The following is a 14,792-nucleotide window of genomic DNA, read 5'->3' on the forward strand; positions in this document are numbered from 1 at the left end:
TTGACTCTGTCATCTCTATGCATCATGGAAACAAAATTTTTTAAATATTCATTAAATTTTTTCGAACTTAAATTATCATATATAGTAGCTCACGATTCTTTTTTAATTTTTATAAAAAGTAATGTTTTATAATGTGTAGCTCCTCATTGATAATCAATGCCTTCTACATTTTTTACATAACCTTTATTTTGCCCACACCTTTTATCTCGTAAGTAATTTTTTCATATTAATCAAATCCCTTGCGTGAATTTTTACTAATTAATAAAATTTACCGAATAATCAACAACCTTTCTCCAAAAATTAATCTACAGTCTCTTTGCCTTGGAATCTAATTATAAACCATTTTAAAAAATTTCTTGCATTATTTTATAATTTATCATTCCTTTTTTAAAAAAATGCTTGTACTTGTCATAAGTCTGTGGTATAATACATTTTACTAAAAAGGTCGCGTTTAGTTTTCTTAGTTATTGCTTAGAAGAAATAAAGCAATCAGCTAATTATATTATTTAATTACTAAACTAACCCTGCCTTTCTTGTTATTGTCATTTTTATTTGTTTTCATTTTTTCATATTATTGAATTTTTACACAACAAAAAATTTTTAATTTTGTAGAAAACTCTTGATATTTATTGAATATACTTAATTTTAGGTATATTTTTAATATGATAGAGGTGGACAATAATTATGGAAAAAATAATTCAAGAACTAGTAAATACTTTAACAGATGATCAATTTTTAGAATTTTATGAAAAAGTCAAACAACAAGCAGAATTAATAAAAAAACAAAAACGTTTAAATGAAATTGATCAAAAATAATTTGGTTTCTAAATACACCAAATTATTTTTGATCATAAGGAATCTGATTTTTCGACGTGATAAGATAATATTTTTTCTCATTAAAACAGCTTTAATTTTACGAGCACCATAAATTTTACGACTTTTATTAAATGCACTGATAACTTCTTCTTCATAATTATTAACATCATACTTAACACAATTATTAGTTTGATAATAATATGTTGATTTTGCTATTTTTAATATTTGACACATTTTTAGCACGGAATATTTTTCTTTATTATTGTTAATAACTCCTATTTTTTGCCAATTATCAGTGCTGCTTGCTTTAAAATGTCATTTTCCATTCGTAATTGTTGGTTTTCTTTTCGCAAGTAAATTAATTCATTTTCTTCGACAGTGCGATTATCTTACACTTTAAATGACCCAAAATTATTAAAATTTTCAATTCACTGAGTATACGGCTGATTTTGAAATTCCGTATTCTTTAATAATTTCAACAATGCTTTTTCCGTTTTGATAAAGCATGACAATTTTTTTTAAATTCATTTGAATATGAGTTTTTCCCCATTTTTATTTTCCTACTTTCTTAATAATTTTATTTTATTTGAAAGTCCACATAAATATGGTCCAACTTATTGTAACCTATCCAAACTTTGATATAATATTATTCAAGAAAAGAAATAGTAAAGGATAATTTGATGATAAGAATAGCAAAATTTGTAATCAAAAAAGAAATTTTATTAAAAAACTATATTACAATATTTATTAAGTAGTAAAATTGATATATTAAAACTAATAATTATATAAGAGATTTGAGGCTATTTAAATGACAAAATTTAAATTTGATGTTCGTATTAAAGAAGGTTATTATAGTGCGATTTATTTTTTAAAAACCCAAAAAATTCTTAAAAAGTATTTTCCTAATAATATTGTTACGATGCAATTTTTTCAAAGACAAGATAATGTTATGCTTTGCGTTATTGATGAAGTTGAGGCATTATTGAAAGAATTTGTAAGGCCATTAGAAAAAATATCTGTTTATGCTTTAAATGAGGATGATATTATTAAAGCTAATATTCCGGTTTTAAAAATAACAGGTCCTTATCATTTATTTGGTTACTTAGAAGGAATTATTGATGGCATTTTAGCAAGAAGAAGTAGTGTTGCCACTAATTGTAATGAGATTTTAAAAGTTAGTAATGATAAACCAATCATCTTCATGTTTGATCGTAATGATGACTATGTTAATCAACAAGGTGATGGGTATGCTGCATATATTGCTGGTATGAAATCACAAGTTACGAGAGCACAAACTTGAATGATGGAATAATCAAGAAATATTGGTTGGGACAATGACCCACGCTTTAATTCATGGTTTTAATGGCGATATTATTAAATCTTTAGAGCTTATAGTGAATTATTTCCTAATGATAAGTTGAGTAGCATTAGTTGATTTTGATAATGATGTTATTAATACTAGTTTAAAAGTATGTCGTCATTTTCAAAATCGTCTTAGTGCTGCTCGGGTTGATACTAGCATTAGTTTAGTTGATAAATATTTTACTATTAAAGAAAATCAAGAGAAATATTATAATGAAAATATTATGGGTATAAATCCAATTTTAATTAAGGCTTTAAGAAAAGCAATGGATGATAAAGATTTTAATAATGTAAAAATTATTTTTAGTTCTGGATTTGATAAAGCGAAGATTAGTTGATTTGTTAGTGATAATAACCCCGTAGATTTTTATGGTGCGGGAGCGACTATTGGTAAGTTTGATATTCATTTTACTGGTGATTTAGTGCAATTAAATAATAAAAATTTTGCTAAAGTTGGTCGTGAAAATATTGAAAATGATAAGTTAGTACAAAAAATCTAATTTTGATTATGTTATAATTTAAAAGAACGCATACTTCTTTTAAAAGGAGGGTCATAATGAATACTAATGATTTTAAAATTAAATATGGATTAAATGGTCCATTATCAAAACTTTATGAAGAAAATAGTCATCAGCAAAAAATTGCAGAGTCAAAAATTGCTGAAAATCGTCGTAAACAAAGAAATTGATGAATGCAACAAAAGCAAGTATATGGTTATGAACCAACAGAGATTATTTCACCAATTACAGGTTCTAATGCTAAGAAAGAAAGTATTGCTAGTGATAAACCAAAAGATTTCTCATTAGTAAATAATACTTATAGTATTATACCACAATCATTAGTTAGAACAACAAAGACCTATAGTTCAATTGAAGAATATGTTAATGAGCATGTTCAGCAAGAAATTATTAATCGTAAAATTCAAAAATATCAAGATTTTTAAATATATGTTGAAGGAAGAAATATGACAAGAAATGTTAATCCAATTCCAATTGATTTTATTAATCGAAAAAGTGATAACAGTGTTAATTTAGCAACTAGTGATGCACATTATGATGATACTAGTTATATTCGGGCGCAAAGTTATGTTAATCGTTTTAATGATATTCATCAACGCGCCAGTAAATTTTATGATCAACAGCAAGTTACTGAAAAAAATCGGAGCATTATTAATTTAATTGATGAGAAACAAAAATAAGAGAAAGAATGGTAAGAAATGGAATTTTTATAAGAATTGCAAGCTCGAGGACTTTTAAAACAAGTTTACTAATAGTGAAAAAATAAAACAGGCTAAGAATAGTAATGCTAGTGTTTATTGCGGTATTGATCCAACAGCAACATCATTGCATGCGGGACATTTAGTACAAATTGTTTTATTATATCGCTTTTCATTAGCGGGTCTTAAACCGCTTGCTGTTATTGGTGGGGCGACGGCAATGATTGGTGATCCGAGTTTTAAAGTTGAAGAAAGAAAATTATTAGATGCTAAAACAGTAAAATTAAATAGTTATGCGTTTGCTTTACAATTAGATAAATTATTAGATCATAATATTAAAGTTTTAAATAATGATGATTGAATATCAAAATTAAATTTAATTGATTATTTAAGAGATTTGGGGAAAGAGTTTACGATTAATTATATGCTTGATGGATAGGTTACAATAAGTTGGATCATATTTATGTGGATTTTCAAATAAAATAAAATTATTAAGAAAGCAGGAAGATAAAAATGGGGAAAAACTCATATTCAAATGAATTTAAAAAACAAATTGTCATGCTTTATCAAAACGGAAAAAGCATTGTTGAAATTATTAAAGAATACGGGGTTTCAAAATCAGCCGTATATCAGTAAATTGAAAATTTTAATAATTTAGGGTCATTTAAAGTGCAAGATAATCGCGCTGTCGAAGAAAATGAATTAATTTACTTGCGAAAAGAAAACCAACAATTACGAATGGAAAATGACATTTTAAAGCAAGCAGAACTGATAATTGGCAAAAAATAGGAATTATTAACAATAATAAAGAAAAATATTCCGTGCTAAAAATGTGTCAAATATTAAAAATAGCAAAATCAACATATTATTATCAAACTAATAATTGTGTTAATTATGATGTTAATAATTATGAAGAAGAAATTATCAGTGCATTTAATAAAAGTCGTAAAATTTATGGTGCCCGTAAAATTAAAGCTGTTTCAATGAGAAAAGATATTATCTTATCACGTCGAAAAACCAGATTCCTTATGATCAAAAATAATTTGGTTTCTAAATACACCAAATTAAAATATCATAATCATAAAAAAATGATTAATAATGACCAAATTAGTAATGTTTTAAATCGTCAATTTAATAACAAAAAACCTAATGAAGTCGTTGTTAGTGATTTAACATATGTGCAAGTTGGAGGAAAATGACATTATATTTGTTTATTAATTGAATTGTTTAATCGAGAAACAATTGGCTATAGTGCCGGACCAAACAAAACCGCTGAACTAGTTCAACAAGCTTTTCATAAAATAACACGACCATTAAATAAAATAACTTTATTTCATACTGATCGTGGTAATGAGTTCAAAAATAAAATCATTGATGAAATTTTAATAACCTTTAATATTAAAAGATCATTGAGTGTGAAGGGTTGTCCTTATGACAATGCTGTGGCTGAAACAACTTACAAAACTTTTAAAACGGAAATTATCAAGGGTAAAAAATTTTAAAATTTAACACAATTAAAATGCGAATTATTTGATTTTGTTAATTGATACAATAATCTTAGAATACATGGCAGTTTAAATTATTTAACGCCTGTTGAATTTAGAAAATGACAGTCTACATAAAAAGTGTCCAAAAAAGGGTAGCCATACCAGTTTATAATTGATTAATAAACAAAATAGAGATTTTTGTGAGGTGTAAAATTAATGAAGCAATACATTATCTTAGTGGACTCAGCAACTGGTTATGATGAAGAAAAAGCAAAAGAACATAATATGGCATTTGTCCCTTTAATGATAAATGTTAACAATAAAACTATTGCTGACAATAATAAAGAAATTACTATTGATAAATTTTATAAAATTTTAGAAACTGAACCAATTAAAACCAGTCAAACGCCACCAGGAATTTTAAAAGAAAAATGAGATGAACTACTACAAGAATATGAACAAATTCTTTTCTTTCCGATTTCTTCGCATTTATCGGGACAATATCAAAGTGCAATATTACTAGCTCAAGATAATGCTTATAAAGACAAAGTCTATATAATTGATAGCGAAGCAGTTGGCGACATTAATAAAGAAATGATTAACCGCGCAGAACTATTTTTACAAGAACGACCTATTAATGAATTACAAGGTTTTATTGATGAACAGAAAACAAAATATTGTGCCTTCATTCTTCCATATCAATTAGATACATTGGTTCGTGGGGGCAGAATTAGCAGTTCTGCTGCTACCCTAGCTAATTTATTGAAAATTAAACCAATCCTAGAATTTAATGGTTTTATTGATAAATTTGATAAAACCAGAACATTTAAAAAAGCAATTAAAGAGGTTTTAAAAGAAATCAAAAAGCGCTATGACAGTGCTGGCGAATTAACAATTATGCATTCATTATGTGATATGGAATTAAAAGAAGAAGTAATTAAAATCATTACTAAAGAAAAATTTACAATTAAGCATATGAGTTTAATATCTAATGTTATTGCTGCTCACACCGGATACAATACATTTGTACTTGTATATTGAATAAAGTAAAGGATAAAAAAATGTCCAACACAAATAAGAAAATTGCTGTTATTGTTGACTCATCTAGCAACCTTGATCCTACAACCCTAAAAGAAAAGAATATTAATATCATTGCTTTATTAATAAGTTTTGAAGATAGAACTGAAATTGAAGATACCACTAGTGATATTAAAAAATCTAATTTTTATGCTCGTGTTAAAAATGGTGAATATACTAAAACTAGTCAATCATCACCGGGAAAACTAATGAGCTTATGGCGAAAACTATTAGCTGAAGGAAATGATGAAATTATCTTTATTCCGATTGCTAAAGGATTATCTGGTCAATACCAAAATGTTTATATGCTATCATAAGAAAATGAATTTAAAAACCGCGTTCATATTATTGATACTAACGGTGTGCCGCTACATTTAATAGTACATTAGCAATTAAAGCTAGTGAAATTGTAGCTAATGGTGGCAACATTAATGATATTAATAAAATGGTAACCCAAGTTAAAAAAATAGTTTAATTTACATTATCCCTGAAGATATCTCGCGACTTTCTAAAGGCGGCCGTGCTAAATCTGTTGTTCGCTTCCCTAATAAGTTTAATCCGGTCGCGTTTAGTTTTCTTAGGTATTTTTAAAAAAAGAAAAAATAATCATTTACTATAAATTATTTCAATATGCAAATTAAGTATATATATCCTATGTATGATTTTTGTTGTAAAAAATTATTTTAATGTTGTTTTTATAACCTTTTATTAAAATTATGTTTGTTAATATTAAATATTTTGTTTTATTACTTATTTTTAAAATAAAATGATAATTAAATTGTAATTACTTTTCTTTTAAAATTATTCAAATCTTTATCCACCTAACAAAACTTTATGCGTCCATAAAACAAAAACGAGCCACCAATCCCGGTCGATATGGTAAAAGTTGTTAGTTGGAGTTTGCTGAGATTTTAAATAGTTCTTTTGTTAATACAAGTGTTAGTAACTATTTAACGGGTTGATTACAAATTAATAGTGTTAAAAATCAATTACCCTCTGATACTGGATATTCTGATTTCTATATTGTTTATAACGACGGTAAGGGTAATATTATTTCTAGTGTTTTTGATTTTTATAAAAAAAATGGAGTTTTAAAAAATAAAACTTATAGTATTGATAAAATCGTTAATGTTAAAATAACAATTGCTAGTATTCCTGGTTTTAATTCAGATAATTTTTGAATAACTTCATTTTCGGCGGAAATGCCTTCTTTACCACAAAAAGATAACGAACAACCATTGCCTACGGAAATAACTGAAAAGGATGGTGAATATCAGTATAATCAGTTTCAAGATAAACTTGATTATTTAATGATACAACGGCGAGATTTTGATAAATTTAATTATAGTTATTTATATTGAATACCCATTTTTAATTTCTTTGATAATAATTTTAAATATATTAGTGAAATGTCAATTGAATTAAATGGTTTTAAACAAAATAGTAAATTTACTTTAATTCGTAGTTTTGAACCTGAAAACTCGTTATATTTTTTTGGTAGCTTAGAATTTTCTAGTTTTAGCGATGTTTTTAGAATTGAAATTTCTTTAGGAATGGTTACTTTTTATTTGAATGATGAACAATTAATTAAGTTTATTTTACTTGATTGTTGAACTGAAGATTTTATTAATGTTTTTTTTAGACAAATTAATTATTATGGTAATACTTTTTATTTTTTACGCTATGATAACAAATTAAAGACTGATTTTAAATATTTTATGTTTTTTTATTTAAAGGATTTATCGAATCAGTATTATTTCAGTTTATTTGATAAAATTTATAAAGTTTTAGGTGGTTTTTTTACACAATTCTTTTATGCGGGTTTTGATATGGATGCTTCTACTTATGTAGGATTAAGTTATAAAGGAATGTAAGAAATTCCTAAAAATGTTTTACAAACGGGGTTTTTCTATCGCTCATTAATTACTTTTTATCCCAAACAGTATTTAATTAACTTTGGTTCAACAATCGAAAATAGTAAGAATATGATTTTCCGTTCTTATTTCTTTGTTAAAGATAAACAAATTGCCAATGGTTTTAATATTGGTGAAAGTTCTTATCAAATAGATTTTAATGTGTTAAAAGCCTATGATAACCAATTATGGAATGTTACTAATAATAAATTGCATTTTTATAATGCTAAAGTCGATGTGATGTATGGAATTAATATTTTTACGCTAACTTTTCCGCTATATAAAAAGAAAAATGAAAGCACTGAATATCAGTATTATTTATACGATTTTAACATTTTGAATTCAACAGCTTTTATTGGTGGCGGAATAAGTGGTAATATGCATGAATGATGACTTAATCCCAACACCTAACTGTTCTTATTGAGGTTTATTTAGTGCAATATCGTGTGGTATTCAGCACGCTTCTGTTAGCATGTTAAATTGATTACTTGGTCTTTCAGGGATTAATCTTTTAATTCGCCCCATTTCGGATATTGCCAAAACAACAATTAATTTTACGAAAACTGCCTTTCCGGTGTTTGAAGTTATTCCTGCATTTCAGATGTTATTTGAATTTGTAGTGCCATTAGCAATCTTACTAATGATATTAAAAAAGTTCTCTTAAATATTGCCATTATTTTTTATAATATAATTCCTTTGAAAGGAGAATTTTTGTTATGTGAAAATTTTTATAAGCTTTAAATTTATTATGTGTAATATAGTTTTTTTGAAAGGAGAAGTTTTGATGTATAAAAAATTTTTAATTGCGTTAAGTTTAGCAAATATAATGTTAGTTTCTGCGTGTAATTCTACTAATAGTAAAATTGAAAAAAAATATAATTTGGAGTTTGCCGAGATTTTAAATAGTTCTTTTGTTAATACAAGTGTTAGTAACTATTTAACGGGTTGATTACAAATTAATAGTGTTAAAAATCAATTACCCTCTGATACTGGATATTCTGATTTCTATATTGTTTATAACAATGGTAATGGTAATATTATTTCTAGTGTTTTTGATTTTTATAAAAAAAATGGATTTTTAAAAAATAAAACTTATAGTATTGATAAAATCGTTAATGTTAAAATAACAATTGCTAGTATTCCTGGTTCTAATTCAGGTAATTTTTGAATAACTTCATTTTCGATGGAAATGCCTCATTAATTTAGTAATTTAATAAATATTTTTGAAAATCGTATTTTTTGTAATGCGATTTTCTTAATTTAAGGAGTTTAAAAATGAAATATATTATTTCTCAAGCCGATTTAAAAGCAAAAGCACAAAGTTGATTAAGTGCTAATTGTCGTAATCCTTATTACTATAAAACTAAAAAACGCATTACTGCCTATTTAAATTTATGTACTTATTTCTATATTGAAGAAATTACTTTAACAAAACTTATTAAAAAATATTTTAAGAATGCAACGAAAACCTTTTATCGTTGGGCAGAAAAAATTATGACCGCTTATTATTCTGACAATTTAGATTTGTTATTGTTTAAAACCACAAAACCACAAAACCTTAATTATCAATATAGTTTAAATTCTCGCGAAAAAGTATGTGATTTATATTTTGATTACAAAAATCTTCAAGCTGGCGGAATGTGGTCTTTATTTAATAATTTAAAAATCGGTTCTCACGATATTAAAAATTCAGAAATTCCTAAAAATATCAAAACTTTTTATCGTTGAATTAAATCTGACCCTCGTTGAAAAGAATTAAAACAGCAAATCAAACAAACTAAACGCCATTTTAAGCGTTATGAAGTATTCTGATATCGGTCTTTTACAAATGGATGCCAAAATCATTACTACATCAAATTTTCCGGTTGATAAAAAATATTACATTTATGATTTCATTGACGAAATGACACGCATAGTATTTGGTTATGTTTATTATAGTTTAGGAACTAACAATGCTCTTAATGCCATGCAAATAGCAATGAAAGATTTTGGCGAACTTGGCATAACCATTAAACGCCTTCGTACTGACGACGCTCCTGAATTTACTACTACTAACTGAAGTAATAAAAAATCTTACAAAGTAAAAGAAAGGTCTTTTACAACCTTTCTTTCAAGGAACGGAATTGTTCACGAAACCACACCGATTCGTTCGCCACAAAGTAACGGTAAAATCGAGCGGTTTCATCAACATTATACCAAATTATTTTATTCCAAGGATAAAAAATTAAATCAAAATGAACTTCAACATTATTTAAACAAATATTATTACTTTTATAATTTTGAACGCCATCATTCATCTTTAAACAGTAAAACGCCTTTTCAAAAATTGCAAAAATTTTTAACAAAGTAGTTTCTAGAAGTTTGAATAATTATTTTTTATAAAATATTTAACTTATTGTTCCAATCGCTATTAAATTAAATATTTCTAGAATTGAAAGTATTTTTTTTAATTTTAATTATTTACAATTTTAGCAAAATCTATTTCTAAAACAGTTGTTAAGTGTCTATTATTAGTTCCGGCACTATAAAGATAACTATAAACATAAATATTTAATTTTAATTCTTTATTATTTTCAATTCATAACCCTATTTCAATATCACAATCAACATCATATGAAGCAAATCAATATTGATTTGCTTTAACTAAAGTTCTTCAATATGCTTTATCACTATTATTGTTATGATTTATATCGATATTATTTAAATTAATTTTAATATCTCTAAATTTATCTTTCCCTACATTACCAAAAGTTTCTGGTGAATTTTCTTCTCCATAAGTATTAATTATAATGTAAAGATATTTTTCTATAAATGAATTTCAATCAGAAGCATATTTAGTAAAATCTACTATATTTAATGTTTTCTTATCATTAAACTTTAAAGTATAACTTCAACTAGTATCTCCAGTTCTACTATAATAATAATCATATTTTACGATTATATCATTATTAGCTTCTACTAAATAAGGATTTGTTGCTCGTTTTTCTCGTTTCATAAAAGATTGTTCTATTTTTCTTGGGGCATTGTCAACAATTCCTGTCGTTCCACGCCCCGCTATTGTTATTGTTCCTAAGTGGATGGGTTACAATAAGTTGGACCATATTTATGTGGACTTTCAAATAAAATAAAATCATTGATGAAATTTTAAAAGTGCTTAAAATTTCATCAATGATTTTATTTTTGAACTCATTACCACGATCAGTATGAAATAAAGTTATTTTATTTAATGGTCGTGTTATTTTATGAAAAGCTTGTTGAACTAGTTTAGCGGTTTTGTTTGGTCTGGCGCTATAGCCAATTATTTCTCGATGAAACATGGTATGGCAACCCTTTTTTGGACACTTTTTATGTAGACTGTCATTTTCTAAATTCAACAGGCGTTAAATAATTTAAACTGCCATGTGCTCTAAGATTATTGTATCAATTAACAAAATCAAATAATTCGCATTTTAATTGTGTTAAATTTTCAAATTTTTTACCCTTGATAAATTCCGTTTTAAAAGTTTTGTAAGTTGTTTCAGCCACAGCATTGTCATAAGGACAACCCTTCGCACTCAATGATCTTTTAATTTTAAAAGTGCTTAAAATTTCATCAATGATTTTATTTTTGAACTCATTACCACGATCAGTATGAAATAAATTTATTTTTTTATACATTAAAATATAATACCGCTGTTTGTTGGTTTGGAGTTAAACCCTTATGTTGGTATTTTCATTTTCAGAGATTTAAATAATTTTGAATATTAGTAAAACCTAAACCATGATAATGAATTAAGGCTTCTTTAAGACTAGATTGTAATTTACTAATTTTATTTAAGTTATGATAAATAGCTTCAGGATTAATTGTTGTTTTAGTTACACATAAAGTAGAATTTGTTTGTTTTGCTACTAAAAAATATAATTTTTGCATATCAGAAGTAATAATTGAATTTTGGTTAATTAATTCTTTGTTCATATTTTCAATAACTCATTTTTTTGTAAACGTTTGGTGTTTGTGGATTTAACATAAATATTGTTATTATTATCAACTACCATTTGAATACAGCATTTAGTATTAGTTGCGAATGGGTCAAGGTGAATTCTTCGTGGATCAGTTTTATGTTTGAAATTTCCTTTATGAATTTCTTTAATAAATGTTTCATCGATTTGGATTTTACCAGATAATTTTTTAAATTTTAATTGGGTATCTTCTAATTGTTTTGATTTCATTAATTTTTGACGATTATATCAAGCAGTTTTTAATGTAGTTTTAATAAAACGAGAAATTTTTTTACTAGATTGTCCCGGTAATGAAATTTGAATCAATAAATTTCATTGTTCATAATTTAAATGACTTCAATAAATAAAATGATTACGAAAAGCGTCAAAACTTGCACGGCAATTTTTACATAAATATTTTTGTTTTCCTTCTGAATTATGTCCATTTTTAAAGCAATGGTAAGATTCACATTTAGGGCATTTAATACCATGTGCTCTAAATTTTTGATCAATTTCATTTAAACGTTTTTGTTTTTTTATTAATTCTGCTTGTTGTTTGACTTTTTCATAAAATTCTAAAAATTGATCATCTGTTAAAGTATTTACTAGTTCTTGAATTATTTTTTCCATAATTATTGTCCACCTCTATCATATTAAAAATATACCTAAAATTAAGTATATTCATAAATATCAAGAGTTTTCTACAAAATTAAAAAGTTATTTTATTTAATGGTCGTGGTAATGAGTTTAAAAATAAAATCATTGATGAAATTTTAATAACCTTTAATATTAAAAGATCATTGAGTGCGAAGGGTTGTCCTTATGACAATGCTGTGGTTGAAACAACTTACAAAACTTTTAAAACGGAATTTATCAAGGGTAAAAAATTTGAAAATTTAACACAATTAAAATGCGAATTATTTGATTTTGTTAATTGATACAATAATCTTAGAATACATGGCAGTTTAAATTATTTAACGCCTGTTGAATTTAGAAAAATGACAGTCTACATAAAAAGTGCCCAAAAAAGGGTCGCCACACCATAATTATATAATTAGCTATCATAATTTAAAAAAATTTTTTATAAACTTTTTCAATTTCTTGACCAATATTATCAATACCATTTTTATTAACTACTTCTAAATAATGATAATAAAAAATTTTTTTAAAAGCTTCATCAAGATTAGTAAATGCTAATTTTCGTAAATTATCAATATGAGGATAATTTCTTTCAAAAGAAATTTTATCAGCAATAAAAATAATTTTATCTAAATTACTCATTGTAACAGCAGCAGTAGTATGATTACTAATTGCTAATAAAATCTCTTTATCATTAAAACCTAAATGATGTTCTAAATATAATCCTCCTGTTTTTGAATGTCAAGTTGGTATGGGTTCACTTAAAAATTGTGGTAAATACTGTTGTAAATATTGCTGATGTTGAGCATCTTCTCATTGTTTGGTTATATCGTGATAAACGCCTGCTATTTCGGCTTTTAAACAATTAACTTGATAATGACCCGCTAATTGTTTTGCCACTGCTCCTACATTTAAACAATGAAGATAACGAGTTTTATCCATATGTAATAACAAACGATCAGCAATATAAAGTAAATTATCATTAATATATGCTAAAACTTTAGAATCAATTGTTGTTATCATTCCTTGGCGAATTTTAGTTGAACTAATATTAGCAAAAAGTGGTTGTAAAATAACTTTATTATATGATTGTAATATCTTTTCATTTAAAAGATATTCTGCTCTTTGAGCAATAACAAAAATAACTTTAGTTTTTAAAATCGCAATATTATGTCAGCGATGCAAATTATTAGCTTGATCAGAACCAACAATAATATAATATTGATGATTAAAACCATATTTTTCTTGTAAAGATATTACCGTATCAATCGTATAGGAAATGCCTTGACGATCTGCCTCACAAGTTTCTAACTTCATTCAAGGATATTTACTAATGACAAGATTAATCATTTTAATCCGATGAAGAGAATTAGTTAATTGTCGTTTTTTTAAAGGTGAACAATATGCAGGAACAATTAAAAGCATATCAGCTTTTAATTGTTCATAAGCTTGAAGCATAATTTCTTTATGTTGGTTATGAATAGGATCAAAACTCCCGCCAAAAATAATAATTTTCATCTTATTCCTTTCTGATTATACTATTGGTTTAATAATTTGATAATCACAATTTTCTGGTAATAGCAACCTCAATTTTTGCTTTCGAGCTTTAAATGAAATTCATCTATAATCATAAATTTGAATGCCAATTTTTTCTTCATCATCTTTAGAAATTTTAATTTGATGTTCAACCATTTTAGTATTTGGTTTTAAAAGTAAAATTTGTTGCTTTCAAATTCACGAACAATTTTCAATCTTACTACGATGTAAAACTAATTTATTAGAACCATAAAAATGAAATGATGTTGCTAACCCTTCAATAAATGAAAATTGAAATAATCCCACAATAGTTATTATTTGTCCATATTCCAATTGATAAGTTTTACTTTTAATTTTTGATTCAAAATTTAAATTACGATAAGCATTACTATTTAAATAATAATTTAATTCATTGCTATTAGCAAATCCTGGAGTATCACAAAAATATAAGTAGTCACGATAAGCAATAGCAATTAGATTCATTGTTGTATTAGGAAAATAACTTATTAATGGTAATTTACGAGGAAACTGTTGTTGTAATGATAATATCTTATTAATTAATGAACTTTTACCAACATTAGTTTTTCCAATTCAATAAATATCAGTTTGCTGTTTTTTTAAAAATTCAACAAATTCATCAATAAAATAATTTTTTGTATTACTAATAAGAATAATATCAATTGGTTCTAGTCCAATTAATGTTATTTGTTTTCTAACTCAATCTTTAAGTTTATTAAAAGCAATATATTGCATTATGGTATCAATTTT

The 14,792-nt window shown here is 25.6% G+C and carries 22 protein-coding genes and 3 pseudogenes; 16 read left to right on the forward strand and 9 right to left on the reverse strand.

Going from position 1 to position 14,792, the window contains the following annotated elements; all coding sequences use genetic code 4:
• The first annotated feature begins 684 nt into the window (after positions 1-684).
• Entirely contained in the window at positions 685-816 is a 132-nt protein-coding gene (locus I5Q57_RS09705) for a hypothetical protein (RefSeq protein WP_256444878.1), read from the forward strand.
• Here I5Q57_RS09705 and I5Q57_RS05745 read toward each other — a convergent pair.
• Together I5Q57_RS05745 and I5Q57_RS05750 are read right to left on the reverse strand one after the other, a co-directional pair.
• Positions 793-1,050, reverse strand: a complete 258-nt coding sequence (locus tag I5Q57_RS05745) for an IS3 family transposase (RefSeq protein ID WP_215825634.1) — start codon at positions 1,048-1,050, stop codon at positions 793-795. The genes I5Q57_RS09705 and I5Q57_RS05745 overlap by 24 nt on opposite strands.
• Positions 1,051-1,230: 180 nt before the next feature.
• Entirely contained in the window at positions 1,231-1,344 is a 114-nt protein-coding gene (locus I5Q57_RS05750) for a helix-turn-helix domain-containing protein (RefSeq protein WP_215825635.1), read from the reverse strand.
• Between the two features lie 280 nt (positions 1,345-1,624).
• Between I5Q57_RS05750 and I5Q57_RS09435 the strand changes: the two genes are divergently transcribed.
• The 14 genes and pseudogenes from I5Q57_RS09435 to I5Q57_RS05815 all read left to right on the forward strand — a co-directional run bounded on the left by I5Q57_RS09435 (position 1,625) and on the right by I5Q57_RS05815 (position 10,221).
• Positions 1,625-2,128, forward strand: a complete 504-nt coding sequence (locus I5Q57_RS09435; protein ID WP_246534675.1) for a nicotinate phosphoribosyltransferase — start codon at positions 1,625-1,627, stop codon at positions 2,126-2,128.
• A 97-nt stretch (positions 2,129-2,225) separates the two neighbouring features.
• Positions 2,226-2,678, forward strand: coding sequence for a nicotinate phosphoribosyltransferase (locus tag I5Q57_RS09440; protein ID WP_246534676.1), 453 nt, complete (start codon positions 2,226-2,228; stop codon positions 2,676-2,678).
• Between the two features lie 56 nt (positions 2,679-2,734).
• Complete coding sequence (locus I5Q57_RS05760; protein WP_215825636.1) at positions 2,735-3,121, forward strand: hypothetical protein; 387 nt, start codon at positions 2,735-2,737, stop codon at positions 3,119-3,121.
• 21 nt (positions 3,122-3,142) lie between these two features.
• Positions 3,143-3,376: a hypothetical protein gene (locus I5Q57_RS05765; protein WP_215825637.1), complete on the forward strand. Its 234-nt coding sequence runs from the start codon at positions 3,143-3,145 to the stop codon at positions 3,374-3,376.
• 82 nt (positions 3,377-3,458) lie between these two features.
• Positions 3,459-3,833, forward strand: a complete 375-nt coding sequence (tyrS, locus tag I5Q57_RS05770) for a tyrosine--tRNA ligase (protein WP_215827063.1) — start codon at positions 3,459-3,461, stop codon at positions 3,831-3,833.
• A 74-nt stretch (positions 3,834-3,907) separates the two neighbouring features.
• Positions 3,908-5,016, forward strand: a pseudogene (locus I5Q57_RS05775) (IS3 family transposase).
• An 81-nt stretch (positions 5,017-5,097) separates the two neighbouring features.
• Positions 5,098-5,931 (forward strand): DegV family protein, encoded by an 834-nt coding sequence (locus tag I5Q57_RS05780; RefSeq protein ID WP_215825638.1) that lies wholly within the window; start codon positions 5,098-5,100, stop codon positions 5,929-5,931.
• A gap of 11 nt (positions 5,932-5,942) precedes the next feature.
• The gene (locus tag I5Q57_RS05785) at positions 5,943-6,275 is read left to right on the forward strand and encodes a DegV family protein (protein ID WP_215825639.1); all 333 of its coding nucleotides are present in this window, start codon (positions 5,943-5,945) and stop codon (positions 6,273-6,275) included.
• Between the two features lie 576 nt (positions 6,276-6,851).
• Positions 6,852-7,832 (forward strand): hypothetical protein, encoded by a 981-nt coding sequence (locus I5Q57_RS05790; protein ID WP_215825640.1) that lies wholly within the window; start codon positions 6,852-6,854, stop codon positions 7,830-7,832.
• 111 nt (positions 7,833-7,943) lie between these two features.
• On the forward strand, positions 7,944-8,282 hold the full coding sequence (locus tag I5Q57_RS05795; RefSeq protein ID WP_215825641.1) for a hypothetical protein: 339 nt from the start codon (positions 7,944-7,946) through the stop codon (positions 8,280-8,282).
• Positions 8,254-8,535, forward strand: coding sequence for a hypothetical protein (locus I5Q57_RS05800; RefSeq protein WP_215825642.1), 282 nt, complete (start codon positions 8,254-8,256; stop codon positions 8,533-8,535). Before I5Q57_RS05795 ends, I5Q57_RS05800 begins: the two co-directional genes overlap by 29 nt.
• A 120-nt stretch (positions 8,536-8,655) precedes the next feature.
• The gene (locus I5Q57_RS05805) at positions 8,656-9,072 is read left to right on the forward strand and encodes a hypothetical protein (protein ID WP_215825643.1); all 417 of its coding nucleotides are present in this window, start codon (positions 8,656-8,658) and stop codon (positions 9,070-9,072) included.
• A 74-nt stretch (positions 9,073-9,146) separates the two neighbouring features.
• Positions 9,147-9,743, forward strand: coding sequence for a hypothetical protein (locus I5Q57_RS05810; RefSeq protein WP_215825644.1), 597 nt, complete (start codon positions 9,147-9,149; stop codon positions 9,741-9,743).
• Entirely contained in the window at positions 9,700-10,221 is a 522-nt protein-coding gene (locus I5Q57_RS05815) for an integrase core domain-containing protein (RefSeq protein ID WP_215825645.1), read from the forward strand. Before I5Q57_RS05810 ends, I5Q57_RS05815 begins: the two co-directional genes overlap by 44 nt.
• Positions 10,222-10,323: 102 nt before the next feature.
• Here the strand turns inward: I5Q57_RS05815 and I5Q57_RS05820 are convergent, their stop codons facing one another.
• From I5Q57_RS05820 to I5Q57_RS05840, 5 genes and pseudogenes are all read right to left on the reverse strand, one after another.
• Entirely contained in the window at positions 10,324-10,866 is a 543-nt protein-coding gene (locus I5Q57_RS05820; RefSeq protein ID WP_215825646.1) for a hypothetical protein, read from the reverse strand.
• Positions 10,820-11,188: a hypothetical protein gene (locus I5Q57_RS09915; RefSeq protein WP_215825647.1), complete on the reverse strand. Its 369-nt coding sequence runs from the start codon at positions 11,186-11,188 to the stop codon at positions 10,820-10,822. Before I5Q57_RS09915 ends, I5Q57_RS05820 begins: the two co-directional genes overlap by 47 nt.
• A 28-nt stretch (positions 11,189-11,216) precedes the next feature.
• A pseudogene (locus I5Q57_RS05830) lies at positions 11,217-11,519 on the reverse strand (IS3 family transposase); the annotation flags it as partial.
• A 1-nt stretch (position 11,520) separates the two neighbouring features.
• Positions 11,521-11,826, reverse strand: a complete 306-nt coding sequence (locus tag I5Q57_RS05835) for a hypothetical protein (RefSeq protein ID WP_215825649.1) — start codon at positions 11,824-11,826, stop codon at positions 11,521-11,523.
• The gene (locus tag I5Q57_RS05840; RefSeq protein WP_215825650.1) at positions 11,811-12,479 is read right to left on the reverse strand and encodes an IS1/IS1595 family N-terminal zinc-binding domain-containing protein; all 669 of its coding nucleotides are present in this window, start codon (positions 12,477-12,479) and stop codon (positions 11,811-11,813) included. Before I5Q57_RS05840 ends, I5Q57_RS05835 begins: the two co-directional genes overlap by 16 nt.
• Positions 12,480-12,580: 101 nt before the next feature.
• Here I5Q57_RS05840 and I5Q57_RS05845 point away from each other — a divergent pair.
• Positions 12,581-12,895 (forward strand): annotated as a pseudogene (locus I5Q57_RS05845) (IS3 family transposase); the annotation flags it as partial.
• Positions 12,896-12,917: 22 nt separating this feature from the next.
• Here I5Q57_RS05845 and I5Q57_RS05850 read toward each other — a convergent pair.
• Positions 12,918-14,006: a nicotinate-nucleotide adenylyltransferase gene (locus tag I5Q57_RS05850; RefSeq protein ID WP_215825652.1), complete on the reverse strand. Its 1,089-nt coding sequence runs from the start codon at positions 14,004-14,006 to the stop codon at positions 12,918-12,920.
• 15 nt (positions 14,007-14,021) lie between these two features.
• A complete protein-coding gene (locus I5Q57_RS05855) occupies positions 14,022-14,777 on the reverse strand; it encodes a GTPase (RefSeq protein WP_215825653.1) in 756 nt (251 codons plus the stop codon).
• Positions 14,778-14,792 lie beyond the last annotated feature (15 nt).

The organism is Spiroplasma endosymbiont of 'Nebria riversi', assembly GCF_018831625.1.
Lineage (GTDB): Bacteria > Bacillota_I > Bacilli_A > Mycoplasmatales > Nriv7 > Nriv7.